Annotated in this window: 23 protein-coding genes and 1 tRNA gene; 14 read left to right on the forward strand and 10 right to left on the reverse strand. The window is 64.9% G+C overall.

Going from position 1 to position 25073, the window contains the following annotated elements; translation table 11 throughout:
- Positions 1-89 precede the first annotated feature (89 nt).
- The 4 genes from QQK25_RS03205 to ettA all read left to right on the forward strand — a co-directional run bounded on the left by QQK25_RS03205 (position 90) and on the right by ettA (position 4265).
- Positions 90-806, forward strand: a complete 717-nt coding sequence (locus QQK25_RS03205) for an N-acyl amino acid synthase FeeM domain-containing protein (RefSeq protein WP_284186642.1) — start codon at positions 90-92, stop codon at positions 804-806.
- 102 nt (positions 807-908) lie between these two features.
- Entirely contained in the window at positions 909-1733 is an 825-nt protein-coding gene (locus QQK25_RS03210; RefSeq protein WP_284186643.1) for an amino acid ABC transporter substrate-binding protein, read from the forward strand.
- Between the two features lie 72 nt (positions 1734-1805).
- On the forward strand, positions 1806-2258 hold the full coding sequence (locus QQK25_RS03215) for a hypothetical protein (RefSeq protein WP_284186644.1): 453 nt from the start codon (positions 1806-1808) through the stop codon (positions 2256-2258).
- Positions 2259-2600: 342 nt separating this feature from the next.
- Positions 2601-4265 (forward strand): energy-dependent translational throttle protein EttA, encoded by a 1665-nt coding sequence (gene ettA, locus QQK25_RS03220; RefSeq protein WP_284186645.1) that lies wholly within the window; start codon positions 2601-2603, stop codon positions 4263-4265.
- Between the two features lie 100 nt (positions 4266-4365).
- Here ettA and QQK25_RS03225 read toward each other — a convergent pair whose 3' ends face one another.
- From QQK25_RS03225 to QQK25_RS03250, 6 genes are all read right to left on the reverse strand, one after another.
- Positions 4366-6564 (reverse strand): MtrB/PioB family decaheme-associated outer membrane protein, encoded by a 2199-nt coding sequence (locus tag QQK25_RS03225; protein WP_284186646.1) that lies wholly within the window; start codon positions 6562-6564, stop codon positions 4366-4368.
- A gap of 19 nt (positions 6565-6583) precedes the next feature.
- Positions 6584-7573: a DmsE family decaheme c-type cytochrome gene (locus tag QQK25_RS03230; RefSeq protein WP_284186647.1), complete on the reverse strand. Its 990-nt coding sequence runs from the start codon at positions 7571-7573 to the stop codon at positions 6584-6586.
- A gap of 64 nt (positions 7574-7637) precedes the next feature.
- Positions 7638-7988 carry a c-type cytochrome gene (locus tag QQK25_RS03235; protein ID WP_284186648.1) on the reverse strand — a complete coding sequence of 117 codons (351 nt, stop codon included), beginning with the start codon at positions 7986-7988 and terminating at the stop codon, positions 7638-7640.
- 44 nt (positions 7989-8032) lie between these two features.
- Positions 8033-8647 carry a cytochrome b/b6 domain-containing protein gene (locus QQK25_RS03240; protein WP_284186649.1) on the reverse strand — a complete coding sequence of 205 codons (615 nt, stop codon included), beginning with the start codon at positions 8645-8647 and terminating at the stop codon, positions 8033-8035.
- Positions 8640-9572, reverse strand: a complete 933-nt coding sequence (locus QQK25_RS03245) for a cytochrome c3 family protein (RefSeq protein WP_284186650.1) — start codon at positions 9570-9572, stop codon at positions 8640-8642. Before QQK25_RS03245 ends, QQK25_RS03240 begins: the two co-directional genes overlap by 8 nt.
- Positions 9573-9765: 193 nt before the next feature.
- Complete coding sequence (locus QQK25_RS03250) at positions 9766-10563, reverse strand: MOSC domain-containing protein (protein ID WP_284186651.1); 798 nt, start codon at positions 10561-10563, stop codon at positions 9766-9768.
- Positions 10564-10661: 98 nt separating this feature from the next.
- Here QQK25_RS03250 and QQK25_RS03255 point away from each other — a divergent pair, with 98 nt between their 5' ends.
- From QQK25_RS03255 to QQK25_RS03265, 3 genes are read left to right on the forward strand one after another with little or no spacing between them, the layout of a single operon-like run.
- Entirely contained in the window at positions 10662-10913 is a 252-nt protein-coding gene (locus tag QQK25_RS03255; RefSeq protein WP_284186652.1) for a hypothetical protein, read from the forward strand.
- 33 nt (positions 10914-10946) lie between these two features.
- On the forward strand, positions 10947-11264 hold the full coding sequence (locus tag QQK25_RS03260; protein ID WP_284186653.1) for a S8 family serine peptidase: 318 nt from the start codon (positions 10947-10949) through the stop codon (positions 11262-11264).
- Positions 11261-13117, forward strand: a complete 1857-nt coding sequence (locus QQK25_RS03265; RefSeq protein ID WP_284186654.1) for a S8 family peptidase — start codon at positions 11261-11263, stop codon at positions 13115-13117. Before QQK25_RS03260 ends, QQK25_RS03265 begins: the two co-directional genes overlap by 4 nt.
- A gap of 1 nt (position 13118) precedes the next feature.
- On the opposite strand, the gene QQK25_RS03270 is transcribed toward QQK25_RS03265, so the two are convergent.
- Positions 13119-14243 carry a hypothetical protein gene (locus tag QQK25_RS03270; protein ID WP_284186655.1) on the reverse strand — a complete coding sequence of 375 codons (1125 nt, stop codon included), beginning with the start codon at positions 14241-14243 and terminating at the stop codon, positions 13119-13121.
- Between the two features lie 109 nt (positions 14244-14352).
- On the opposite strand from QQK25_RS03270, the gene QQK25_RS03275 reads away from it, so the two are divergent.
- The 5 genes from QQK25_RS03275 to QQK25_RS03295 all read left to right on the forward strand — a co-directional run bounded on the left by QQK25_RS03275 (position 14353) and on the right by QQK25_RS03295 (position 21558).
- Complete coding sequence (locus QQK25_RS03275; protein WP_284186656.1) at positions 14353-17496, forward strand: error-prone DNA polymerase; 3144 nt, start codon at positions 14353-14355, stop codon at positions 17494-17496.
- A 155-nt stretch (positions 17497-17651) separates the two neighbouring features.
- Entirely contained in the window at positions 17652-18659 is a 1008-nt protein-coding gene (locus tag QQK25_RS03280; RefSeq protein WP_284186657.1) for an acyltransferase, read from the forward strand.
- Between the two features lie 147 nt (positions 18660-18806).
- Entirely contained in the window at positions 18807-20168 is a 1362-nt protein-coding gene (locus QQK25_RS03285; RefSeq protein ID WP_284186658.1) for a sensor histidine kinase, read from the forward strand.
- Complete coding sequence (locus QQK25_RS03290; RefSeq protein WP_284186659.1) at positions 20165-20857, forward strand: response regulator transcription factor; 693 nt, start codon at positions 20165-20167, stop codon at positions 20855-20857. Before QQK25_RS03285 ends, QQK25_RS03290 begins: the two co-directional genes overlap by 4 nt.
- Positions 20858-21024: 167 nt before the next feature.
- Positions 21025-21558 carry a bacteriohemerythrin gene (locus tag QQK25_RS03295; protein WP_284186660.1) on the forward strand — a complete coding sequence of 178 codons (534 nt, stop codon included), beginning with the start codon at positions 21025-21027 and terminating at the stop codon, positions 21556-21558.
- 130 nt (positions 21559-21688) lie between these two features.
- Here the strand turns inward: QQK25_RS03295 and QQK25_RS03300 are convergent.
- Positions 21689-21782, reverse strand: a tRNA-Ser gene (locus tag QQK25_RS03300).
- 43 nt (positions 21783-21825) lie between these two features.
- A complete protein-coding gene (locus tag QQK25_RS03305; RefSeq protein ID WP_284186661.1) occupies positions 21826-23055 on the reverse strand; it encodes an aspartate kinase in 1230 nt (409 codons plus the stop codon).
- A 274-nt stretch (positions 23056-23329) separates the two neighbouring features.
- Between QQK25_RS03305 and QQK25_RS03310 the strand changes: the two genes are divergently transcribed.
- Positions 23330-23632: a helix-turn-helix domain-containing protein gene (locus QQK25_RS03310; RefSeq protein WP_153163469.1), complete on the forward strand. Its 303-nt coding sequence runs from the start codon at positions 23330-23332 to the stop codon at positions 23630-23632.
- 19 nt (positions 23633-23651) lie between these two features.
- Here QQK25_RS03310 and QQK25_RS03315 read toward each other — a convergent pair whose 3' ends face one another.
- On the reverse strand, positions 23652-24539 hold the full coding sequence (locus QQK25_RS03315; protein ID WP_284186662.1) for a radical SAM protein: 888 nt from the start codon (positions 24537-24539) through the stop codon (positions 23652-23654).
- An 80-nt stretch (positions 24540-24619) separates the two neighbouring features.
- Here QQK25_RS03315 and queD point away from each other — a divergent pair, with 80 nt between their 5' ends.
- Positions 24620-25072 (forward strand): 6-carboxytetrahydropterin synthase QueD, encoded by a 453-nt coding sequence (queD, locus tag QQK25_RS03320; protein ID WP_153163471.1) that lies wholly within the window; start codon positions 24620-24622, stop codon positions 25070-25072.
- Position 25073 lies beyond the last annotated feature (1 nt).

Here is a 25073-nt window from a genome sequence, read left to right on the forward strand (position 1 = left end):
CGGTGCGTGCACATTCAGCGCGGCAGTCGTCATACTTTAAAATTCGTGTGAGATATTTCGCACATGGCTTCACGGATGTGGAAGGCATCATGCATCCGATGAACACCAGCGTCCGCGCGTCCCCTTTTCGTCCAGACGAAGTCGAATTTCCCGAGTTCGGCACCAACCGGACGACCACCTACACGGTCGAGTGCGCGGACCCTCATCGGCACGACCACGCGGTGCGCCTGCTGATCGAACGCATGTACGAATGGCGCGGCCTCGCGCCCGTCGACACCGACCTCCACGCCACCCGACCCGACCGCATCACCCTGGTGGCATCCGATGAACACGAGATCTTCGGCACCGTCACCCTGGGCCTCGATGGCCGCGACGGCATCCTCGCCGATGCGCTCTACCCCGAAGAACTCAACCGCCTGCGCAGCCGCGGCGCTCGCCTGTGCGAACTCACCCGCCTGGCGATGGACACCCATCACAACGCCAAGGAAGTGCTGGGCGCCCTGCTCCATCTTGTCTACATCCACGGCCGCCTGATCCACGGCGTCACCGACGTGGTCATCGAAGTCCATCCCCGCCACGCCGGGTTTTACCAGCGCATGATCGGCTTCAGCTACATCGGCGAGGAACGCATCTGCCCGCGGGTCAACGCTCCGGCGGTGCTGCTCCACCTGGAGCTCGCCCACATGGACGAGCAGATCGCCCTGTACGGCGGCACCGGTGACCCCTGCGTGCGCACGCTCTACCCTTACTTCCTCTCGCCGGAAGAGCAGGACCGCATCCTCCTCAGCCTCAGTTCGGCCCACTGATCAGCGGCACGCCCCCGCCAGACGTCCAGCCCGGACGACTATGACAGTCCCATTTGACGATAGAATGCCAGTGCCCCTACTCGTCCTGTGGAGACTTCACCCATGCGTCGCGCTGCCTCCTGTTCCCGTCTTGCCCCCACCCTTGCCCTGATCGGCGGCCTGTTCCTCTCCGGCATCGCCCCCGGCGCCACGGCGCAGAGCCCCGAACTCACCGGCACCCTCAAGAAGATCCGCGACACCGGCGTGATCGCCCTCGGCCACCGGGCTGAATCCGCCCCCTTCTCCTTCGTCAATGCCGAAGGCCGGCCCGACGGCTACTCGGTCGACCTGTGCCTGCGCGTCGCCGACAGCATCAAGGAAACCCTCCAGCTGCCCAAGCTGCAGGTGAAGTGGGTGCCCGTCACCTCCGCCGACCGTATCGATCAGGTGACCAGCGGCAAGGTCGATCTCGAATGCGGCACCACCAGCGCCACCCTGTCCCGCCAGGCTTCGGTCGATTTCTCCAATCTGATCTTCGTGGATGGCACCGGCCTGCTTGTCCGCAACGACCGCAACGTGCGTCGCATCGCCGACCTGGCCAATGGAACGGTGGCCGTCACCGCGGGCACCACCACCGAGGCCGCCCTCCGCCAGGCCTTCGCCCAGCGCGCCATCACCGCCACCGTGGTCACCGTCAAGAACGAGCTCGAAGGCCTGGCCGCCGTCGAGGCCGGCCATTTCGACGCCTACGCCAACGACCGCCTGATCCTCATCGGCGTCGCCCGCAAGGCCAGGGATCTGAACGCCCTGTCGCTGGTGGACGAGGACGCCTCCATGGAACCCTACGCGCTGATGATGCGCCACGATCCGAGCTTCCGCCTCGCGGTAAACCGCTCGCTTTCGGCCCTCTACCGCTCCCCTGGCATCGGCGAGATCTACGACCGCTAGTTTGGCGGCTTCGGCAAGCCTGGCCCCCTGCTGGCGGCCATGTACTACCTCAACGCCACGCCGGAATAAGTCATGCCGATCTCGTCCAAGCTTTCGCGCCGCCTTGGCGCACGCGTCTCGGTGGCCGTCCTTGCCCTCTCGCTCACCGCCTGCGCCACCACCGGTGAGCAGGCCGCCACGGCGCCGGCCCCGTCTGGCAACGGCGTGGTGATGAGCATCGCCGAATCCGAGGTGGGCAGCACCACCGGTCGGGTGGTGGGCGCCATCGGCGGCGCGGTGGTCGGCTCCATGCTCGGCGGCAAGATCGGCGCCGGCTCGGGCCGCACGGCCGCATCGCTGGCGGCCAGCATCGGCGGCTCGATGGCCGGCAGCGCCCTCGGCTCCCGGGCCCTTGCCGATCATTATTGGGATGTCTCCGTCCGCTTCGCAGATGGCGTCGACCGCGAGGTGCGGGTCAAGGACCGCCCCAACTACGGCCCGGGCGACAAGGTCAGTGTGCACGACGGCCGGATCATCCGGCGCTGAGCCTCCTCCCGCCGGGCGTCGCCACCAGCCCCCGGGCGGCGATACCCGGCGATTCCCACCCAGCGAGCCCGCAGCACGCACGCCATCGCCCGATGTGCTACTGTCGCCGCCCGCTGGCATGCCCCAAGGCCGCTGCGCTGCCGCACGACACCCTCCCCGCACCAGCCCCCGATCCGCGGATAACCGGCTCCGTGTTGATCGCCTTCGATGACGCGCGGCGCAAGTGTTGGGATAATGCCGCCACCGCGAGATTTTCACCGGATCGCCCCGTGCTTCCGCCTTGAGCGAAACGACGGCGGGCCGTCCCCGAATCCACCCCAATCAATCAGAAAGGCACACACCTTGGCTCAATACGTCATGTCCATGCTGCGCGTCAGCAAGATCGTCCCGCCCAAGCGGCAGATCATCAAGGACATCTCCCTGTCGTTCTTCCCTGGCGCCAAGATCGGCCTGCTCGGCCTGAACGGCGCGGGCAAATCCACCGTGCTCAAGATCATGGCCGGTGTCGAAAAGGAATACGACGGCGAAGTCCAGTGGCAGCCCAACATGTCCATCGGCTACCTGCCCCAGGAGCCCCAGCTCGATCCGGACAAGACCGTCCGCGAAGAGGTTGAATCCGGCCTCGGCGAGGTGATGGAAGCCAAGCAGAAGCTCGAGGAGGTCTACGCCGCCTACGCCGAGCCCGACGCCGATTTCGACAAGCTGGCCGAACTCCAGGCCAAGTACGAGAACATCATCGCCACCAGCGGCGCCGACGTGGAAACCCAGCTCGAGATCGCCGCCGACGCCCTGCGCCTGCCGCCCTGGGACGCCAAGATCGGCCCGCTCTCCGGCGGTGAGAAGCGCCGCGTGGCCCTGTGCAAGCTGCTGCTGTCGCGCCCCGACATGCTGCTGCTGGACGAACCCACCAACCACCTCGACGCCGAATCCGTCGAGTGGCTCGAACAGTTCCTGTGCCGCTTCCCGGGCACCGTGGTGGCCGTCACCCACGACCGCTACTTCCTCGACAACGCCGCCGAGTGGATTCTCGAACTCGACCGCGGCCACGGCATCCCCTGGAAGGGCAACTACTCCAGCTGGCTCGAGCAGAAGGAGCAGCGCCTCGAGACGGAGTCCAAGCAGGAAGGCGCCCGCATGAAGGCCATGAAGCAGGAACTCGAATGGGTGCGCTCCAACCCCAAGGCGCGCCAGGCCAAGAGCAAGGCCCGTCTGGCCCGCTACGAGGAAATGTCCAGCGTCGAATACCAGAAGCGCAACGAAACCCAGGAAATCTTCATTCCGGTGGGCGAGCGTCTGGGCGATAAGGTCATCGAATTCACCGACGTCTCCAAGGGTTTTGGCGACAAGCTGCTGATGGACAAGGTGAACTTCAGCATTCCGCCGGGCGCCATCGTCGGCATCATCGGCCCCAACGGCGCCGGTAAGTCGACCCTGTTCAAGATGATCACCGGCCAGGACAAGCCCGACACCGGCGAAGTGGTGATCGGACCCACGGTCAAGATCGCCTACGTCGATCAATCCCGCGACTGCCTCGACGGCACCAAGACGGTATTCGACGAGCTCGCAGGCGGCGCCGACATCCTCACCATCGGCAAGTTCGAAATGCCCAGCCGCGCCTACATCGGCCGCTTCAACTTCAAGGGCGGCGACCAGCAGAAGCTGGTGGGCAACCTCTCCGGTGGCGAACGCGGCCGTCTGCACCTGGCCAAGACCCTGATGGCCGGCGGCAACGTGCTGCTCCTCGATGAACCGTCGAACGACCTTGACGTGGAAACCCTCCGCGCCCTGGAAGACGCGCTGCTGGAATTCGCCGGCTGCGCGCTGATCATCTCCCACGACCGCTGGTTCCTCGACCGGATCTGTACCCACATCCTGGCGGCCGAAGGCGATTCCCAGTGGACCTTCTTCGCTGGCAACTACCAGGAATATGAAGAAGACAAGCGGAAGCGTCTGGGCGAAGAAGGCGCCAAGCCCAAGCGTATCCGCTACAAGCCGATCGCCCGCTGATCGGCGGTGGTCTTACGGTGGCTGCCACGCGCCGCCACCCACCTCAAAAAAGCGACGCCCCCTTTCGGGGGCGTTGCTTTTTTAACGGCAGCCTGGGCAGTTACGGCAAGGCGACGATGTAGGTCGCACCGAGGTAGCTCACGCTCTGCTTCGGATTGAGATAGACGGTCGTGTTGTCGGAATACACGAAGGGCGTGCCGTTGTAGCCCCAGGTCCACTCGTTGAGCTTGGTACGCTGGTGGATGAAATCCACGCGCACGGCCGAGTTTTTCTCGATCGCATACTTGCCGAACATCCGCGCCGTGAATTGACGGAAGGTCACGTCGGGCAAGCCGCCGGAGGTGGCGAGGAGCGTCTTGCTGGCGGCCGAGGCGCTGGCGTCGAGATCCTGCTGATACTTGTCCTTGTCGGCGCTCAGGAGCAGATCGCCGCCTACGGTCAGACGTCCGGTGGGCTTGCCGTTGATGCCGAGGCCGAAGGTCTCGGTGCGGTTGCGCAGCGCCGCCATGTAGCCGGTGGAGTGGTCGATGTGCGTGGTCTGGTCGCCGCGGGACCAGAAGCCAGTAAGCCGCCAGTCGTCGCTGAGCGCATACACGGCGTCGATGCCGTAGAAGCCCATGTAGCTCGCGCTCAGGCCCTTGGTCGTCGGCGCCGAGAACTTGTCCTCACCCCATTCGGCCATGAACTGCAACGTGAGTCGCTCGGTGGCCGACCAATCGGCCGACGCCCTGATCTTCTCGCGGTTGCGGTCGACCATCGACATCGGGAAGATCGCCGTGCGGCTGTAGATCGCACCATCGGCGGTCGGCGTGACGCCCAGGCCGGTGTTGGGCTTGAGCCAGGTCCCGCCGGAGCGGTCGCTGTTCTGATAGGCGACGGCACCGCTCAGGGTCTCGGTCATCGCGCGGCGCAGCTCGAGGCGATAGCCTGCTTCCTCGGTCTTCTGGCGCAGGCCGCTGAGGCCGGCGACCGAATTCGTCGGCACGAACATGCCGCGGTCGACGGACTCGTAGTCGGCGCCCACGGTGCCACGGAAGCCCGCCGGCAGCTGGTAGCTGGCCTCGGCCTTGCCCACCAGGCGCTTGGGCGAGTAGTTGCCATTGGTGAAGGCCTTGGTGCCTTCGAGGTTGTAGTACTCGATGGGCGTCTTGTCGTTGCGGTCTTCGTAGCGCACGTTGGCCAGCAGCGACAGCTTCGGGATCGGGCGCGAGGTGATGCCGGCCTGGTAGAGCGCGGTGTCAACCTCGCCACCCAGGTTGCTGCGACCAGCGGGCGCGCCGGTGAAGGCGGCAAAGCTGTCGGTCTGGGTCGCGTGGGTGAAGGCGTACTTGAAGTTGGCCTTGGTCGTCGGCGTGAAGGCGTAGTTGCCGCTCAGGAAAATCTGGTGCGCTTGGTTGTCAGGCGGCAGCGCCATCGGCAGCTGCAGGATGCTGCGCAGCTGGGGCGTGAGCGCCGGTGACATCGGATTGCCCACCGGGTTGCCCAGGTTGCCATTGACGGTTGCACCCATCGAGGTGAACTGGTTGTTGTAGAACGAGCCGTAGTAGCCGCCCGACAGGAACAGTTTCTCGGTGGAGAAGTTGAGGCGTGCCTCAAACTGCTGCGTGGTCGAGTTGATCGGCTCTGGCAGCATCAGCAGCGCCCACTGGGTGCCAGAGGCTGGGCACGTCGGCGAGGGCGCGGCGCCCGAGGTGCACTGGAAACCGTTGCCGAACAGGCGGGCGCCGTTCTTGTCCTCGTTGCGGAAGCTGGCCTCGAACTGCAACGAATTGCTGAGCCACTTCTCGACGCCCACCGTGAAGATCTTGCGCTTCAGGTCGAGGTTGAGGTCGTCGCCCGAGCCCGGCGTGGCCAGCCGTGTCACCGACAGCGCGTTGCTGCCGGTGCCGGTCACCGCGGTATTGATGGTGCGCGGGTCGTGGCGGACCATCTCGTTGTAGTCGAAGGTGTACTTCCAGTCGCCCTGCTTCTGCTGGCCAAAGCGGAGCTCGCGGGTGTCGAGGCCCAGGTCACGGCCCTGGAAGGTGGTCCAGGTGCCGGTGGCGGCGTCGCGTTTGATGACGTCGATGTCGAGCAGCAGGTAGGTGTCGTCACGGCGCAGGCCGGAGTACTGGCCGAACCAGCTGCGTTCGCCGTTGGTGCCGGTCAGGCCGGCCGCGCCGACCGAGACGCTGCTGTCGGGCCGGATCAGGGCGGCGATCTCGTCGTCCGCGGCATGGGCGGCGCAGCCAAAGGCGGCAAGCAGGGCCAGCGCAACGATCTTGAGGCTGAAACCCGGATGTGTATTCGCGGTTCTCATGATGTTCTCCACCGTGATCTCAGCGCAGGTTGAACTGCGGAGTCGGATTGGTTGCGCTGGGGTTGTTGCTGCCGTGGATCTGGGTGTGGCAGTTCAGGCAACCGCGCGCCTGCGTGTAGTTGATGCCGGACTTGCCGCTGGAAGTGGCGGTCGGCTGGAGCGGCAGCTGGCCGCGCAACTGGGCAAGCTGGCCGCCGTGCGGGGTATGGCACTGGTGGCACAGGAAAGGCGGACGCGCCTTCAGCATGCTCTCGGCGACGGTGCCGTGGGGGTTGTGGCAGTTGCCGCAATCCTCATTCACGGGCTCGTGGCTATGCACGAAGGGGCCGCGCTTTTCCATGTGGCAGGTGTAGCAGGTGTCGACGACGCTATCGCGCTTGACGAGCTTGGGCCCGACGGAGCCGTGGGCATTGTGGCAGTCGGAACACGCCACCTTGCCTTCGAGCACCGGGTGGTGCGACGGCTTGCTGACCTGAACGCGCTGTTCCTTGTGGCAGGTGAAGCACACCTCGGGCTGGGTGCGCTTGTCGGCCACCTTGTCCTTGGCGGTGTGAAGCTGGTGGCAGGAGGTGCAGGCCACGTCGGCGCGCTCGTGGGCGCTGCCTTCCCAGTGGGAACGCTTCGAATCCTTGCGGTGACAGGAAATGCAGGATTCGTTGCGGGCCGCCACCGGCGTCTTGCTGCCCTTGGCAAAGCTGCGGTCGGTGGGCGGGCGCTCCTTAAGCTTGGCCGGATTGTTGGTGTGGAGATCGCTCTCGCCGTGACAGTTGGTGCAACTCGGCGCGCGCCCGTCGGCAACGGTGCCGTGCTTGGTCTTGCCAATATGCAGGAGCTTCGGTTCGTCCGATTCATCGTGGCACGACGTGCACTTGGCGTCGCCCTTCAGAACCAGATCCTTGGCCGGAGCCTTGGTCGCTGCCGGTGCAGCATCGGCCGCCACGGCACCCGTGGCTCCGGCCAGCGCCCCGAGCAGGACGCACGAGGCAAACAACTGTCGCAAGAACTTCATTTTTGATCTCCCTGATACTGCTGTTGCGTGAAAGGGCGCGAGCAAGCACGCCCTTCCGTAACACCTACTTGCCGAGGGACAGGATCCAGTCGGTCAGATTCTTGATTTCGGCCTTGTCCTTGGTCTTGAGGACCTTGTGCTCTTCCTCCTTGCCGTCCTCGAACTTGACCATCTCAGCCGAGGTAAGGTGATGGAGCAGCTTGGCTTCGGCGTCGGACTTGCCCTTCAGCGACTTGGAAATCTCGGTGAGGGACTTGGCTTCCTTCTTCTTGTCGACGGCGTGACACTTGGTACAGCCTTCTTTCTTGGCCAGCGCCTGGGCGGCATCGGCATCGAATGCGAGGGCATCGGCGGACAGAAACAGGCCTGCCGCGCAGAGGCCGGAGAGCGAGGCGGCAAAGGTGCGGAACTTCATCTTGGTTTCTCCTTGAGGATGACTTGTTGGTTTGTTCGGGAAGCTCAATGCTCGTACCAGCCCGTGATCATCATCTTGAACAGGCTGGACACCTTCGGCCCCATGGTGCCCAGGTAAATGTGGCTCACCATGAAAAGCAGGATGACCGCCGCCCCGAGGTAATGCAGCAAGGCAACGGGGAGCAGGCCATCGAGACCGAAGAGGGTGTCGGGCGCAAACTGGGGATACAGGAACACCAACCCCGTCGCGATCACCATCGGCAGCACCAGATACATGATCGACCAGTAGGTGATCGCCTGCAGCGCGTTGAAATTGACCTCCGGCGTGGGCGGGAAAGGCTCCGGCTCGCCCTTGAAGATGCCGCCGCCGTAGTACTTCATCTGGGTGATGCAGCGCCCGAGGATGCCGGGGGGCTTGGGGATGTACTGCCACCAGTTGCCGGTGACGATGTTGCCGATCACGAACACCACCCACAGCACCGCCAGGCACACGCCGGCCACGTTGTGGATGCGCGCGGCCAGCGAGAACTCCACCAGCGGCAGGTTGGGATCGGAGAAGTGCAGGCTGATGCCGGTGATCGACAGCACGATGATCGCCAGCGCGTTGCTCCAGTGCCACAGGCGGATCCACAGGGGCAGCATGAAAACGCGGTTAGTCATGGTTCTTCCTCCGGCGCAGGCTGTTCATCAGGGCGCGCACGATGCCGTGACCGATCACGCCCACCACCGTCGCCACAAACAGGCCGATCAGGATCATGTCGAGGGTGGGATTGCGCGTCGCACCCACCACGTAGGAACTGCTCAGCATCACGCTGTTGAGGAAGCCGTACTTGTTTTGCTCTTCCTTCGCCAGGTGCCGGTAGAGGCGCGCATTGAGCGAGCTGTTGGCGCTGTGACAGGTGGCGCACTTCTTCTCGGCCTTCTCCTTGTTCTGGATTTCGTGGGACAGGGACAGCTTGTCCTCGGTGGGCGTGTGGCATTCAATGCAGCGCACGGCCTTCCAGTGCAGACGGGTGTTGGGCAGCCAGCTGTGGATGTCGTCGATGGCCGGACGCTTTTTCTTTTCCGGCGCCATCTTGGCAAAGGCGATGTCGGAATCGTGGCAGTCGAGGCAGATCTTGTTGTCCTGGGCCACGATCTTGTGGGGATCACGCAGATTGGCCGCCAGGGTCATCACGTGGGGGTCGTGGCAGGTGGCGCAGGTGAACTTGTCACTAAGGTTCTCGGCGTGCACCGACTTGTCGAACTGGCGTTCGATGCGCATGGCCTTGCGGGCATGGCAGTCCTGGCACTCGGCCAGATCTTCCCTCGCCTTGGGGGCGTGGGGGTGGTCGTCGTAGCCGTCGCCGTGGCACTTGGAACAGGCCATCTGGCCGTGGTCGGATGTGGTGTAGGTACCCAGGTCGACCAGATGGTTGCGGAGCTTCTTGAGATCCAGCCCTTCCTTGGGCGGCTTCTTGAGCCCCGCTTCGGAGTGACAGGTCAGACACGCGTCATTGGCCGCACGGATCTTGACCAGCTCTTCGGGTGTCGGGGGGGGATCTTCGGCGAAGGCGGCCGGTGCTGCGAGAAAAGCGAGCAACACCGCCGCACTCCATATTTTTTTCTTGAGCTTGCCGAACACGTCGACTCCTTAAGCAACGAACCCGGCGAATTATCTGCTTACATTTTTTAGGCAATAACTTTCAAAACCCAAAACTCACGGTCTATTGACGAAGATCAAGTATCAGCGCCACTTTTCAGCAATTTGTTGCACTGCCGCAACGGTATTTTGTGCTTTATTCGAGAATGCTTATGGACATTCCGGGCACCAATTCGCCGCTATTTTCGGCGATCACGTTCTGGCCGAAAATCACCCCCGCCGGCGTCCTGCGGTAGGTGGCCAGGGTGCGCAGCGGCTCCTGATTCAGGCTCTTGCTGCCGGTCTCCGGGTCCACCGTGGTGAACACACAACGCTCGCAGGGCTTCTCGATCCGGAACACCACATCACCGATGCGGATGCGCTTCCATCCGTCCTCGGCAAAAGCCTCGGCACCGGCCACCACCAGGTTGGGACGGAACCTCGACATGGACACCGGTTTTCCGATGCGGGCCGACAGATCATCAAGGGACGACTGGCCGATCAGCAGAAGCGGATAGCCATCTGCAAACGACAGGGGCACGGCCGGGTCCACCTTCACACGGCGAGCCGTCTCGGCGCCGGTCCACAAGAACCGCACCGGCGAGCCGAGAAACGCCGACAGCCACGCGTCCGCCTCGGCGGCACCCTGCCAGGCCTGAAACTGGTCACCCCACACGGTGCTCTCGATCGGCGTGTCAAACGCGCCGTTGGGCACGAACAGATCGGCCCGGCCAGGCGCCGAGAGCGTCACGCCATCGTCCGACGGCTCAGCCCCCACCAGCACCAGTTGCGGATAGGTGCGGCCGGTCACGAACTTCCCGTTCGGATCGGCGACCATCCAGCTCCGATCGACAGGCAGGCCCTGCGGCCCGACCAGACTGGCATCGAGCTGCTGCCCCCGCATCGACTTGACGGGATAGCGGTAAAGGGCGGAAAGAACGGGCGACGTGCTCATGGGAAAAACCTCGCGGAACAAAGCCGGACAGGAAGAAGGATTGAAAAGCCATTATCCTTGCGACTTCGCGCACGGCGCAAATCCACCCCGGATCGACAATGACGTACGAAGAACACCTGGACGAAGTCACCACCCTCATCTTTGAACGCTTCGGCCTCAGCGAAGACGCAGCCATCAAGCTGGTCATGCGCGCCCAGGCCGACGGCTATTTCAGCGGGCATGACGACGATCCCTCCATCTGCACCCAGCTGCGCGCCGAGCAGGACGCCAAGCGCGTGTTCAAGCAATACAGCAAGCCCGTCGCCCCGGCCGAACCGGCCAAACGCCGCCCCGGCCCGCCCCGTCGCTGATCCCGCCCGGGGGCCAGGCCGGTGAGGCCCGCAGTGAGACGCCTTGTGTGGATGGCCCTGTGCGCCACCGCCACGGCCTGCGCAGCCCCCGTGCCGGGCATCGCCAGCCCGCGTCAGGTGATCATCGGTTTCGCTGAAACCACCGACACCACCGCCCCCGCCACCCTGGCGAGCCTCGCGCAGACCAGCCAGGTGGCGGTCAGCTTCGTGGCCGCGATCTCGCCCCGCAGCGCGGCCTACCGGCTTGACTGCCCGCCCGCCGACCCGGCCTGCGACAAGGCCATCGCAGCCCTCCGGGCGCACCCTGCCGTCCGCTACCTGGAACCCGACCGGATAAAGGATTCCCGATGAAAGCCACGCTCACCCTGGGCGCAGCCCTCCTCGCCCTCGCCGCCCTGAACGCCGTGCCGGCCAAGGCAGCCGAAACGCCCGAAGCCCGCGTGATCGTCAAGCTGAAGAGCGCCTCGCCCCTCAAGCAGATCCAGGCCGCCGGACGCGTCCAGACCCTCGGCCAGCGGATCGGCATCGCCGCCCAGCTGATCAACCAGCCCACGCCCGACACCCAAGTGATGCGCGCCAGCGGCATCAGCTCCGAAGCCCTCGCCGCCCGGCTGGCCCAGGAATCCGACGTGGCCTACGCGGTGCCCGACCGCATCAAGACCATCCGCGCCCTGCCCAACGACCCCCTGCTCAGCCACCAGTGGTATCTGCAGGCCGCCAGCAGCACCCAACCCGCCGCCACCGGCGCCCAGAACGCCTGGAACCTGACCCCGGGCTCGGCCAGCGTGGTGGTGGCCGTGGTGGATACCGGCGTGCGCTTTGACCACGAAGACCTCGCCGCCAAGCTCCTGCCCGGCTACGACTTCATCGCCAGCGATCTGCTCTCGGGCGACAGCGACACCGGCCGCGACGCCGACGCCAACGATCCCGGCGACTACCTCTCGTCGGCCGATCTGGCCAACACCGCCCTGCGCACCCTGTGCGGCAACCCCACCAGCACCCACGCCAGCTCGTGGCATGGCACCCAGGTGGCCGGCATCGTCGGCGCCGAAACCAACAACAGCCGCGGCATCGCCGGTATCGGCGGCGCCACGCGCATCCTGCCGGTGCGGGCCCTGGGCAAGTGCGGCGGCTACGACTCGGACATCATCGCCGGCATGCGCTGGGCCGCCGGCCTTTCGGTTTCCGGCGTGCCCGCCAACCCCAACCCCGCCAGGGTCATCAACCTGAGCCTCGCCGGCAGCGGCAGCTGCAGCGCCGCCTACGCCGACGCCATCGCCGAGATCCGCGCCGCCGGCGTGCTGATCGTCGCTGCGGCGGGCAACGAGACCGGCGCCGTCGAAGAACCCGCCAACTGCGCCGGCGTGCTCGCCGTGGCCGGCATCCGCCATGCCGGCACCAAGGTCGGCTACTCCAGCTACGGCAGTCAGGTCGGCATCAGCGCTCCGGCTGGCAACTGCGTGAACGTGGGCACCGGCCAGCCCTGCCTGTATCCCTTCATCAACACCATCAACCTCGGCACCACCGTTCCCACCACCAACGGCTACACCGGGATCAACGCCGTGACCATCGGTACCAGTTTTGCCGTGCCGCTGGTGTCCGGCTCCGCCGCCCTGATGCTAGCCGCCAACCCGGCCCTCGGCGAAGCCGAACTCGCCCGCCGCATCAAACTCACGTCCAACCCGTTCCCGACTGACAACAGCCTCCCACCCTGCCCCACCGTCACCACCGACGGCCAGTGCAACTGCACCACCGCCACCTGCGGCACCGGCATGCTGAACACCGCAGCAGCCGTCGCCGCCGCCCTCGACGGCAACGCGCTCAATCCCACCGTGGTCATCAGCCTGCCCGATTCGCCGGTCAAGAACACCACCCTCAGCCTGGGCTCCGGCAGCAGCAGTGCCGCGGCGGGCGCAAGCCTGGTGAGCTGGCACTGGAGCCAGCTCGCCGGGCCGGCCAGCGGCAGTTTTGGGTCCGACACCCCCAGCACCACCTTCACCGCGCCGGTCGCCGGTGACTACCTTCTGCGGCTCGCCGTCACCGACAGCGCCGGGCGCACCGGCGTCCAGGATGTCACCCTCAGCGTGCTGGATGCCGCACCCAAGTCTGGCGGCGGTGGCGGCGGCGCGCTCGATCTCTCCAGTCTCATCGGCCTTGGCCTGCTGGCTTTTGCAGCGCACCGCAGCCGGCAAGCCGGCGGCTGAATCAGTTCGCCGCTGCCTTCAGCCTGTCCACGAACTTCGACTGCACCGTCTGGATCATGGCTTCGACGGTATCGATGTAGCGCTTTTCATCGGCCGTCACCGTAAATTCCTGGGTGCTCGCGCTACCGACCCCACGGATGCCGGCAAGGCTGCCCACGACCGCGAGCGTCGCCGACACGGCGTTGCCCACTGTGGTTTCGGTGGAGTTCGTGTTCTTGGGCTCATCAATGGCGAAGTCGGCGCCGGCACTCAGCTTCTTGTCGAGCCGCACAAAGCCACTGCCATCCGCAGCCGGCGAGTTGTTGTTGCGCAGCCGGAACATCGACGTCTCACCCGGTACCCGCAAGGCCAGACGGGTGTCGGTCTTGTCCAGGTAGAGCTCGGCCGCAGCGTTGGCGGCGCTGGAAATCGTCTTCTCGCTCCGGTTGGTCGCGTAGTTGAAGGACGTCATCTCCGAAACACGCCCGCCAGCCTTGCCAAAACCCACCACGTAGTAGGCCTTAAGCAGGGTGATGCCACGGCTCTTGGCAAGCTCCTCCTCCACGTCGGCCACCGGCTTCTTGCCCGAGAACGCCCGGGAGAGGTTGGCCGACATCTTGTCGCCAGCACCAAACCGCGCGGCCTCCTCGTTGGCCGAGGGGATGTGCCATGGCAGACCGGTCGGGGAGAACACCAGGGCCTTGCTGTTCTTGAAGCCCTTCGACTTGTCAAAGACGAAACTCGTCTCGAAGGGTGAGGACAGCGGCTTGTCGCCCTTCAGATCCACATACAGGGGATCACTGCGCAGGTCTTCCAGCTTCACCACCTCGAGCCCGGCGGCGACGAGCTTGCGGACCAGATCGGCGTAGAGACGGTCCGTCGCGGCCTGCATCGCAGCGGACGAGACACCATTAAGCGTCACTTCAGCCGTGCTGGATGAGGTGCTTCCCCAGCTCGACGACATCTTGACCAGGAAAGTCTGCTGTTCGATCCCGTACCCGACGAGGGCCACCTTCGGGTACTTCTTCAGGGCGGCAAGGTCTTCAGCCTTGATCTCGAGGGCGCCGCCCTCAGCCGCCCGGACCACGGGCACGGTCTGTACGGCGACAAGGGCTGCAGCGATGCAGGTGCGGACAACACGATTCATGGGTAGCGCCTCCTTGAAAATCCTGCCTGGAATGAAATGCCGGCAGTCGGTGATGAAAGGCGCTGCACGGTGCTTGACGCAAAGACTGTATTTTTTTACAGTCAACCTCATGCAACCCATCGCGCCTGAGCCCTTCGCCGAGCTGTTCTGCCACACAAATTTTAGTTTTCTGACAGGCGCATCTCACCCCAAAGAAATGGTCGACCGTGCGATTTCTCTGGGTTATGCCGCTCTGGCAGTGACGGACGAATGCTCGATGGCCGGCATCGTGCGGGCCTGGGTTGCGTTGCAGGCTCACCCACCGGGCAGTCTTCGGCTGATCATCGGCACTTTCATCCGCCTTGCCGACGGGCCCGATCTCGTCCTCCTCGCCACCGACCGGGCAGCCTACGGGCAGCTCTCCAGCCTCGTCACCCGTGGCCGGCGGGCGGCCGACAAAGGCAGCTACCACCTCACCCGGGCCGATCTCGACCCCGGCCTGCCCGGCTGCCTCGCCCTGCTGGTGCCGCCGGACGACACCCGACCTGGCCTGGCCCTCGCCGACGATGCCCGCTGGCTCGCGGCGCGTTTTCCCGGTGATGCCTGGCTCGCCGCCCCCCTCTTCCTCGGGCCCGACGATGCCGCCCGGCGGGCCTGGATCGCCGACGCCGCAGCCACCGCCGGCATCCCGGTCGTCGCCACCGGCGCCCCGCTCATGCACGACGCCAGCCGCCGGCGTCTGGCCGACGTGCTCACCGCCCTGCGCCACCGGGTCACCCTCGAAGAGGCCGGCTACCGCCTCGCCGCCAACGCCGAGCGGCGGCTCCAGCCCGTTGCCACCCTGGCCCGTCGCCATCCCCCGGCATGGCTGGCCGAAACCCTCGTCATCGCCGGCCGGTGCAGCTTTTCGCCGGCCTCCCTGCGCTACGAATACCCCGAAGAGATCGTCCCGCCCGGCGCCACGCCCATCTCCCACCTGCGCGAACTCGTCCGCCAAGGGCTTGCGCGGCGCTACCCGCCAGGGCCCAACGGCGAGGATCAAGTCCCGCCCCGGGTCCGCACCCAGGCCGAAGCCGAACTCGCCCTGATCGCGGAGCTCCGCTACGAAGCCTTCTTCCTCACCGTCGAAGACATCGTCCGCTTCGCCCGCAGCCAGGGCATCCTCTGCCAGGGGCGCGGCTCGGCAGCCAACTCGGTGGTGTGCTACGCCCTCGGCGTCACCGAGGTCGATCCCCATCAGGCCACCCTGCTCTTCGAGCGCTTCATCTCCCGCGAGCGCAACGAGCCGCCCGACATCGACGTGGATTTCGAGCACGACCGGCGCGAGGAGGTCATCCAGTACATCTACCGCAAGTACGGCCGCGACCGGGCCGCCCTTGCCGCCACGGTGATCCGCTACCGCCCCCGGAGTGCCCTGCGCGACGTGGGCCGGGTGCTGGGCTTCGATCTGGGCCAGCTCGACCAGCTCTCCCGCCGCCTAGCCTGGTGGGACGGAAGCCAAGTGGCCCCCGAACGCATCCTCGAAGCCGGCCTCGACCCGTCCAGCCCGCGGGTGCAGCTCCTCCTTGATCTCGCCAACCAGCTCGTCGGCTTTCCCCGGCATCTCTCCCAGCACGTGGGCGGCTTCGTGATCTCTCGCGGGCCACTGGCCGAGCTCGTGCCGGTCGAGAACGCCGCCATGGCAGATCGCACCGTCATCCAGTGGGACAAGGACGACCTGGAAGCCCTGGGCCTCCTCAAGGTGGACGTGCTCGCCCTCGGCATGCTGTCGGCCATCCGGCGCAGCCTGCAGCTCATCGGCCAGTGGCTGGGCCGGCCCTTCGGCGTACCCGACATCCCCCGCGAAGAGAAAGCCGTCTACGACATGCTGTGCGAAGCCGACGCGATGGGCGTGTTCCAGGTGGAATCCCGCGCCCAGATGAGCATGCTGCCCCGCCTGCGGCCCCGCTGTTACTACGATCTGGTGGTCGAAGTCGCCATCGTCCGGCCCGGCCCCATCCAGGGCGGCATGGTCCATCCCTATCTCGCGGCCCGCGAAAAGATCGCCCGCCTTCAACCCATCGACTACCCCAGGCCCGAGATCAAGCCCGTGCTCGAACGCACCCACGGCGTGCCGATCTTTCAGGAGCAGGTGATGCAACTGGCCATGGTGGCCGCCGGCTTCACCGCCGGCGAGGCCGACCAGCTCCGCCGCGCCATGGGCGCCTGGGGCCGCAAGGGCGATCTGCTGAGCTACCAGGACAAGCTCACCGCCGGCATGCTGGCCCGCGGCTACAGCCGCGATTTTGCCGACGCCCTGTGCCGCCAGATCCAGGGCTTCGGCAGCTACGGCTTTCCCGAATCCCACGCCGCCAGCTTTGCGCTGCTGGTTTATGTGTCGGCCTGGAGCAAGCGTTTTCATCCCGCCGCCTTCCTGTGCGGCCTGCTCAACAGCCAGCCGATGGGCTTCTACGGCCCCTCGCAACTCATCCAGGACGCCCGCCGGCATGGGGTAGAGGTCCGCCCCGTCGATGTGCAGGCCAGCCACTGGGAATGCACCCTCGAACCCTCCGCCACCGACGCCGCCCAGCCCGCCGCCCGGCTCGGGCTGAGGTTGGTTAAAGGCTTCGGGCCCGACGCAGCCAGACGCATCGTCAACGCCAGGGCGGGCGGGCCTTTTGCCTCGGTGGACGAACTCGCCCGCCGGGCCCGGCTCGCCACGGCCGACCTGCGCACCCTCGCCTCCGCCGGCGCACTGGCAAGCCTCGCCGGTCATCGCCGCCAGGCCTGGTGGGCCGCCGCAGGAAGCCAGGCCGCCCCCGGGGTACTCCACGAAGCCCCGATTGCCGATGCGCCGCCCGCCCTGCCACCGCCAGCCGAAACCCACGACATCGTCGCCGACTACGCCCGGCTCGGCTTCAGCCTGGGGCGACATCCGCTATCCTTCCTGCGCGGCATGCTCAGCGCCGAGCGCTTCCTCAGCGCCGCCGAAATCGCCGACTGCCCCGACCGCAAGCTCGCCCGCTGCGCCGGCATCGTCACCTGCCGCCAGCGTCCAGGCACCGCCAAGGGCACGATGTTCGTCACCCTTGAAGACGAAACCGGCTGGGTCAATGTGATCGTCCGTCCCGAGCTCCTCGAAGCAGAGCGTCGCATCCTGTTGGGCGCCAGCCTGATCGGCATCTACGGCCAGATCGCCCGCCAGGGCAACGTCGTACACCTGCACGCCAAGCGGGTTGTCGACCGCTCACCCATGCTCGGCCGCCTCAACACCCGCAGCCGCGACTTTCATTAAGCGACACACGTCACAATTCACACAACATAAACCTGCCCACCACCATGCGTGTGGTGCCTACAATCACGCCTGCCCGGCTTCACCCGAATTCACACTTCAGCCGCCACGCCGATGCCTCGGCGGGCTGAAACGCCACAATCAACCCGGATACCAGCATGGTCTGGCTCGACAATTCGCGGATCATCGCCATCCTCGCGGTGGTCGTCCTGCACGCAGCCGTCAGTCCGGTGGTGGATACCCCCTTCGGTTCCACCGACTGGTGGGCCGGCAACCTGATCAACGCCTTCAGCCGCTGGTGCGTACCGGTCTTCGTGATGATCAGCGGCGCCCTGCTCCTCGCTCCCGGCAAGACCGAGGGCGCCGGCACCTTCTACCGCAAGCGCGCCGCCCGCGTCGTTGTGCCCCTGCTGTTCTGGTCGGCCTTCTATCTGCTGTGGGTGTTCATCAAGGGCAGCCTGAAGGGCAATCCGCCGGGCGCAGCCGCCCTGCTTCATCGCATCTCCATCGGCGAGCCCTACTACCACCTGTGGTTCCTCTACATGCTGGTGCCGCTCTACCTCGTCACACCCGTTCTCCGCCAGATCGTCGCCAGAACAACGCGGAAGCAGCTGACGTGGCTGGTTGCACTTGCTTTCGTCCTCGCGGCCCTCAATGCCATCGACGCCCGCCTCTCGCCCCGGAGCAGCACCTTCTTTCCCGCGTGGTTCCTGTCGTATGTGCCGTACTTCCTCCTCGGTCACCTGATCGCCACCGACCCGCGCACCCGGTCCCCGGCCCTGCTGTGGAGCACCCTCGTGGCCTCGGGCCTCCTCACCGCCGTCGGCTGCCACGCGCTGGCAACCCGCGCCGGCCTCCAGACCGGGCTGTACTTCTACGACTACCTCAGCCTCACCGTCATTCCGATGGCGGCAAGCTGCCTCTACCTGCTCAAGTCCCGCAGCCAGCCCCTCGCCGGCAGGCACACACGCCAGCTATCCGGCCTGACAATGGGCGTCTATCTGCTTCACCCCCTCGCGATTGAAGTGCTGCAGCGCATCGGTTTCGGCCCGCTGGATTACAACCCGGCGATGGCCATCCCCGCAGTGGCGGCTGTCGCCTTCCTCGCCGCCCTTGCCGCCTCCGTCGCGATCAGCCGCCTGCCCTACCTGCGGCGGACAATCTGATCCATTCCGCAGAAGAACAGGCATCTTCATGCATCGCTTCCGTGATCCGGCAGCCCGCTGATCATTCCCATCCGGGCACCGGACGCTGCGTGCAGGAAACGTAAAGTTCGTCCGTGCCGGGGCCGTCCCTGTTTTACACTCCCGCCCGTGACCCCGCTGCACCTCCTGACCGTCCTTCAACTGCTCATCATCGGCAACCTGCTGGCGATGGCGATGGTGCTTGCCTACGAAAAACGGGCAAGCAGCCGGGGGCCGGTAAGGCTATTCATCCTGAGCAAGCTGCTGCAAGCCACAGGCTGGACCCTGATCTGCCTACGCGGAACCATCCCGCTCGTGCTTTCCGCCCACGTCGGCAACCCGCTGATCATGGCCGGCTTCGCACTGGAAGTCGGGGTACTGGTGATCCCTTGGCGAATCCGCACGCCGGTCAATGCGCTGCTTGCCATTCAGGTGCTGGCGGGCTGCTTTCTGCTATGGGCGCTCGGCACAACCCCCGGCGCCCTTGTAACCATCTCGGGCTCGGTCGTCGCCACCATCTACGCAACCGGCGGGGTCACACTGCTCCGCGACCGGAGCACCTCGCGGGTCCAGAAACTCACCGGCATCCTGTTTCTGATCTTTGTCCCCGTCATGCTGCTGCGGGTTGCCCATTCGGCAAGCACCGGCGCCGGGCTGCTCAATACGACTCATGTCCAGTCGATCACCTTCGTCGTCCAGTTCAGCTTCCTGCTGATCGGCACACTCGCCTTCCTGCTCCTGATGAAGGAAGCCGACGACCAGCTGCTGAACAAGAGCGAGGCGCGCGAACGCGAACGCCTGCTGCTCCAGAGCCAGTTCATGGACATGCTGACCCACGAACTTCGCGCCGCGCTGTCCGTCGTCAGCATGTCCGGCAGCTCCCTCCGCCATCAGCTGACCAACCAGCCGCCCGAAGTGCTCCGGCGCCTCGACTCCATCCAGATGGCGAGCGACGCAATGCGCGGGGTGATCGAACGCTGCATCCAGCTTGATCGCCTGGACCGGGACGACCAACCCGTCCTTTGCGAAGACTGCACACTCTCCGAGGTGATCGACGCGATCAGGCCACGCCTCAAGAGCGGTGCAGACCGCCTCGACATCGCGATTCCCGCCGAGAGCCGGATGTGGGCCGACCGTCAACTGCTCTCGATCATGCTCGAAAACCTGCTCGACAACGCCCTGAAGTATTCACTGCCGGGTTCCCGCATCCAGGTTGAAGCCCAGACCACCGCCGACGACGCCGGCCATCCCCAGACCACCCTCCAGATCCGCAACCTCGCCAACCCCGCCGGCCTGCCCGACCCCGAACAGGTGTTCCTTCGCTACTATCGCGGCCCCGAAGCCCACATGCACACGGGCACCGGCCTCGGCCTGTATCTCGTCCGCACCCTCGCCCGCGTCCAGGATGGCGACGTCGGCTACCGGATCGTCGGAGATGCAACCGTCGAACTCAGCCTCCACCTTCCCGCCACGCCGCCCGCCAAGCCATGACTCACGAAATCATCATCGTCGAGGACTACGGCATCCTGCGGGAAGAGCTCACCCACTTCCTGAACCTTCACGGCTACCAGACCAGCGGCGTGAATTGCGGGCTCGCCCTGGACGACTGGCTGCTGGATCGCGGCCGTCCACCCGACATCGCCATCATCGACCTCAATCTCCCCGGCGAGGACGGCCTGTCCATCTCGCGCCGGCTCCGGCAGGCCTATCCAGGCATGGGGCTGATCATCCTCACCGGACGAAAACTTCCCGCCGACCGGATCAGCGGCTACGACTCCGGCGCCGACATCTACCTCAGCAAACCCATCTCCGGCGAAGAACTGGTCGCCGCGCTCCGCAGCCTCCAGCGCCGGCTGCATCCCGAGCCCAAGCCGGTCTGGCGCCTCGCCAGGCAATCCTGCACGATCACCAGCCCCTGCGGCACATGCAGCACCCTCTCTCCGCTCGAAAGCGCCATCCTCTGCGCCCTGGCCGCCAGCATCGACCGGACCGTCGACTCCAGCCAGCTCATGCTGCTGTGCAACGACAAGGCCACCGAACTGGAAAAAAATTACCTCGAAGTTGCCATCAGCCGCCTGCGGCGCAAACTGGCGCCCCTCCAGCCCGATCTCGACTTCCCGCTGATCCGGGCCATCCGCGGAAAAGGCTATCAACTCCTCATTCCCCTCGAGATCCACTGATCACCCGGGGCTCAAGCGCCCGCGACCACCGCTCTCCGCGCCTCAAGGCAGCCCGCAAGGTTTTGACAGGAATAACCATGCGAGCCGCGTAGGATAAAAGCCTATATCCATGAGACACGAATCCCCACCGGCTCAAGCAGACGGGCTCGGGTAACGGCGGTACGCACATGACCACCTGGGAAGACGACTTTAGCATTGGCGACCCCGCGCTCGACTCCCAACACAGGCAGCTGATCCTTCTCGCCACCAGAGCCTGCCTGAAGATCGACGCCGATACCCGCCTGGCCGACGCCGACATCAAGCACCTGCTCCTTGATTTTGCCGCGTTCGTCGCCCACCACTTCTCCTGCGAAGAGCGCCTCCTGGCCAGACTGAACTATCCGGCACTGGAAAACCACGCCCGCAACCACGCAAAATTCACTGACAGCCTCATTTCGTGCATTGCCCGGATCGACACCCAGTCCGTAACGTGCAGCGAACTGTGCGTCCTCCTCGAAGACCGCCTGATCCATCACATCCTCGTCGAGGACGCAGCCCTCCGGCCCTTCCTGAGCGCGCTTCCCGACTGGATGAAAACAGGCACATCCGACCCTCCCAGAGTGCCTTGCCCGACACATCTGGAAACGCCGGAGCTGACCTGGATCGGGACTCCCTGGTCGGCAAACCAAGGCCACGGTGAACGAAAAATCGCCAGTCAATGAGACAGGCGATTTTCTTGACTCCCGCAATCAGATACTGCAGGCCAACAACGCTCCCATCAGCAACGACCTGTTCGTACCCAAGTGGACAACAAAAAAGCCCTTGATTGCTCAAGGGCTTCTTCGTAGTTTGTGGCGGAGAGTGAGGGATTCGAACCCTCGATGCAAGTTTTAGCTCGCATGCTCCCTTAGCAGGGGAGTGCCTTCGACCTCTCGGCCAACTCTCCGCAACAGCCCGCCATTATAGGTAAGAGCGGACTGTCTGTCAAATCAAGAAGTGGCCTGATCGAGGCCGAATGCGCGATGCAGCACGCGGACGGCCAGCTCGAGGTACTTCTCGTCGATGGCGACGGAAATCTTGATTTCGGAGGTGGAGATCATCTGAAGATTGATGCCCTCTTCCGCCAGGGTACGGAACATGCGCGATGCAACGCCCGGGTGGGAGCGCATGCCGACGCCAACGATGGACACCTTGGCCATCGTGCGGTCGCCCTTGATCTCGCGGGCGCCGATGTGGGTCTGCACGCCTTCGAGGATCTTCATCGCCTTGTCGTAGTCCGGGCGATTCACCGTGAAGGAGAAGTCGGTGGTGCCATCGTGGCCGACGTTCTGGATGATCATGTCCACATCGACGTTGGCATCCGCCACCGGGCCGAGGATCTGATAGGCGATGCCCGGCTTGTCGGGAACACCCAGCACGGTGATCTTGGCTTCGTCACGGTTGAAAGCAATGCCGGAGATGATCGGCTGTTCCATGTTCTTGTCTTCCTCAACGGTAATCAGGGTGCCCTCGCCTTCCTCCTGGAACGAGGAGAGAACCCGCAGCTTGACTTTGTACTTGCCGGCAAATTCCACCGAGCGGATCTGCAGCACCTTGGAACCGAGGCTGGCCATTTCCAGCATCTCTTCGAAGGTGATGGTGTCCAGCTTGCGTGCTTCCGGCACGACGCGGGGATCGGTGGTGTAGACACCATCCACGTCGGTGTAGATCTGGCACTCATCGGCCTGGATCGCGGCGGCAAGCGCCACACCGGTGGTGTCGGAACCGCCACGACCAAGCGTGGTGATGTTCCCGACCTCATCGACACCCTGGAATCCGGCCACGACCACCACGGCGCCCGCATCGAGATCGCGGCGGATGTTGTCGCCGTCGATATCCAGAATGCGTGCCTTGGTGAACGAACTATCGGTTAGGATACGCACCTGGCCGCCGGTGTAACTGCGGGCCTTGATGCCGATTTCTTCGAGGGCCATGCACAGCAGACCAATCGTGACCTGCTCGCCGGTGGAGATCACCACGTCGAGTTCACGGGGGCTGGGGTTAGCGCTGACTTCCTTGGCCAGTGCGATCAGACGGTTGGTCTCGCCGCTCATCGCGGACAGGACGATCACCATCTTGTGCCCCTGGGCATGGAACTTCGCGACCCGCTTGGCCACGTTCTTGATCCGTTCGGGGTTGCCGACGGAAGTGCCGCCATATTTCTGAACTATGAGCGCCATCTTGACTTCTAAGAAGATGAGGATGTGGAAAGCGCGTGATCTTAGCGGATAACGCGAACTCTTGCAGCTTTGACGCAGTGCCGGCTACTACCCGGGGGCGGGTGTGCATCTCGTCACAAAGAATTCGTGTGGTAAACCCTAACCCATCCAAATATACCGTTGTATGTGTTGCGAGTAGTGATCTATACTTTCCGACATATAACGAAAGTTATAGCAGACAACAGCGAAACCGTTGTTAATAACGAACAGAGTCAAACCCTTGAGGAACAAAGAGATGAAAACCACCGAAAAAGTTGATGTCCGTGAAATCCGCCGCAAGCTGGGCATGAACCAGTCCCAGTTCTGGTCCAAGATCGGCGTGACCCAGAGTGGCGGTTCGCGCTACGAGAGCGGCCGCAACATCCCCCGTCCGGTTCAGGCGCTGCTCCGTCTGGTGCACATCGAACAGGTCGATATCACCAAGATCAAGAAGGACGACGTCGAAGTGGTCGAGTACCTGAAGGCCACCAACCCCGAGCTCTTCAAGACCCTGAAGAAGGAAGCCCGTGCCAAGCGCAAGGAACGCGTTTCGCACTGAGCAGCCGGCGTAGCAGTACTCAAGGGCTGACCGTCACGGTCAGCCCTTTCCCTTGCAGCCTGTCACGTATCTGGCTGGCGATCGCATCAAGCTCTTCCGGCGTGAGGCGCTGCAGGTGCACGGCCTCCGGCTGATACGACGGTCGCGCGACGCCGTACAGCAGCACGCCCTTCAGCCCCGCTGACGGGTCGTTTTTGCGCGCCTGCTGCAGGGCGTATTCCAGCATCGCCAGGTAGTTTCCGATCAGATCCTGTGATGGCAGCACGCCATCCCAGGCGAACACGCACGTCTGTACCCATGTCGGGCACAACGACATGCACAGCGCCAGCCGCCGGGCATGGGTCCGCGGGTCCACATCGATCCCGTTGATGCGCTGGATGTCGTCCGCCGTCCCCGCATCGAACTTGAACCACACTTCGCCCCCCGCCAACGCCAGCCGCTTCAGCGCCGCCTGCACATAGGGCCGGTCAATCAGGCTTCCATTGGTGATGAGCCGCACCGGCACCGCCGCGAGGCCGGCCTCGTCCCGCGCCGCGATCACCCGTTCGACGATCTCGTCGAAGGCCTTGCTGCTGGTGGGCTCGCCGTTGCCCGAGAAGGCGATGTCACGGATCACCCGCACATCTGGCGGCACGTGCTCTTCCATGAAACGCCCGTTGCACAGCTCCGCCAGAAACCCGCGCAGTTCCGCATCCAGCAGCGCCATGTCGATCTCCGGCGCCGCGCCGCGGACCAGCCCGGGCACCTGACAGTAGGCGCAGTGCCAGTTGCAGGCATTGTTCGGGTTGAGGTTGATACCTACCGACACGCCGCCGGCCCGGCGCGACACCACCGGATACACGTAGGTCAGGCTGCTGAAACTGCGGTTGTGATCGGTGACAGTGAGCATCTGCCCGGGGGTTTTCATGGCGCTGTCCAGCTGTAAAAACGAGGTGCGTATAATACGGGACCTTTTTTCCTACCCGGAGCCTTGCGCCCGGAGCATCCATGCAGATCACGCGCCGCCTTGAATTCGACGCCGGCCACCGGATTCCCGATCACGCCAGCCAGTGCCGCCACCTCCACGGGCACCGCTACGCGCTGGAGATCACCTTGTCCGGCGACATCATCCGCGCCGACGGCCTGCCAGCCAACGGCATGGTGGTGGATTTCGGCGACGTGAAGGCCATCGCCAAACAGCACGTGGTGGACGTGTGGGATCACGCCTTCCTCGCCTACCGGGGCGACACCGCAGTGGTGAACTTCCTCCAGGCCATCCCCGGCCATAAAACGGTGCTCCTCGACGTGGTGCCCACTGCCGAGAACCTCGCCGTCGCCGCTTTCCGCATCCTCGACCCGCTCTACACCGGCGTGTATCAAAACCACGTCCGCCTCGAGCAGGTCCGCATCTACGAAACCCCCAACTGCTGGGCCGACGCCCACCGCAGCGACCTGGGCTGAC

Source organism: Zoogloea oryzae, from assembly GCF_030161255.1.
Classification (GTDB): Bacteria; Pseudomonadota; Gammaproteobacteria; order Burkholderiales; family Rhodocyclaceae; genus Zoogloea; species Zoogloea oryzae.

What these genes read in the sequence shown, in the direction of transcription:
- QQK25_RS03205 (WP_284186642.1), top strand. Translation starts at nt 90, where the DNA reads ATGCATCCGATGAACACCAGCGTCCGCGCGTCCCCTTTTCGTCCAGAC.
- QQK25_RS03210 (WP_284186643.1), top strand. Translation starts at nt 909, where the DNA reads ATGCGTCGCGCTGCCTCCTGTTCCCGTCTTGCCCCCACCCTTGCCCTG.
- QQK25_RS03215 (WP_284186644.1), top strand. Translation starts at nt 1,806, where the DNA reads ATGCCGATCTCGTCCAAGCTTTCGCGCCGCCTTGGCGCACGCGTCTCG.
- QQK25_RS03225 (WP_284186646.1), bottom strand. Translation starts at nt 6,564, where the DNA reads ATGAGAACCGCGAATACACATCCGGGTTTCAGCCTCAAGATCGTTGCG.
- QQK25_RS03230 (WP_284186647.1), bottom strand. Translation starts at nt 7,573, where the DNA reads ATGAAGTTCTTGCGACAGTTGTTTGCCTCGTGCGTCCTGCTCGGGGCG.
- QQK25_RS03235 (WP_284186648.1), bottom strand. Translation starts at nt 7,988, where the DNA reads ATGAAGTTCCGCACCTTTGCCGCCTCGCTCTCCGGCCTCTGCGCGGCA.
- QQK25_RS03240 (WP_284186649.1), bottom strand. Translation starts at nt 8,647, where the DNA reads ATGACTAACCGCGTTTTCATGCTGCCCCTGTGGATCCGCCTGTGGCAC.
- QQK25_RS03250 (WP_284186651.1), bottom strand. Translation starts at nt 10,563, where the DNA reads ATGAGCACGTCGCCCGTTCTTTCCGCCCTTTACCGCTATCCCGTCAAG.
- QQK25_RS03255 (WP_284186652.1), top strand. Translation starts at nt 10,662, where the DNA reads ATGACGTACGAAGAACACCTGGACGAAGTCACCACCCTCATCTTTGAA.
- QQK25_RS03265 (WP_284186654.1), top strand. Translation starts at nt 11,261, where the DNA reads ATGAAAGCCACGCTCACCCTGGGCGCAGCCCTCCTCGCCCTCGCCGCC.
- QQK25_RS03270 (WP_284186655.1), bottom strand. Translation starts at nt 14,243, where the DNA reads ATGAATCGTGTTGTCCGCACCTGCATCGCTGCAGCCCTTGTCGCCGTA.
- QQK25_RS03275 (WP_284186656.1), top strand. Translation starts at nt 14,353, where the DNA reads ATGCAACCCATCGCGCCTGAGCCCTTCGCCGAGCTGTTCTGCCACACA.
- QQK25_RS03280 (WP_284186657.1), top strand. Translation starts at nt 17,652, where the DNA reads ATGGTCTGGCTCGACAATTCGCGGATCATCGCCATCCTCGCGGTGGTC.
- QQK25_RS03290 (WP_284186659.1), top strand. Translation starts at nt 20,165, where the DNA reads ATGACTCACGAAATCATCATCGTCGAGGACTACGGCATCCTGCGGGAA.
- QQK25_RS03295 (WP_284186660.1), top strand. Translation starts at nt 21,025, where the DNA reads ATGACCACCTGGGAAGACGACTTTAGCATTGGCGACCCCGCGCTCGAC.
- QQK25_RS03305 (WP_284186661.1), bottom strand. Translation starts at nt 23,055, where the DNA reads ATGGCGCTCATAGTTCAGAAATATGGCGGCACTTCCGTCGGCAACCCC.
- QQK25_RS03310 (WP_153163469.1), top strand. Translation starts at nt 23,330, where the DNA reads ATGAAAACCACCGAAAAAGTTGATGTCCGTGAAATCCGCCGCAAGCTG.
- QQK25_RS03315 (WP_284186662.1), bottom strand. Translation starts at nt 24,539, where the DNA reads ATGAAAACCCCCGGGCAGATGCTCACTGTCACCGATCACAACCGCAGT.
- queD (WP_153163471.1), top strand. Translation starts at nt 24,620, where the DNA reads ATGCAGATCACGCGCCGCCTTGAATTCGACGCCGGCCACCGGATTCCC.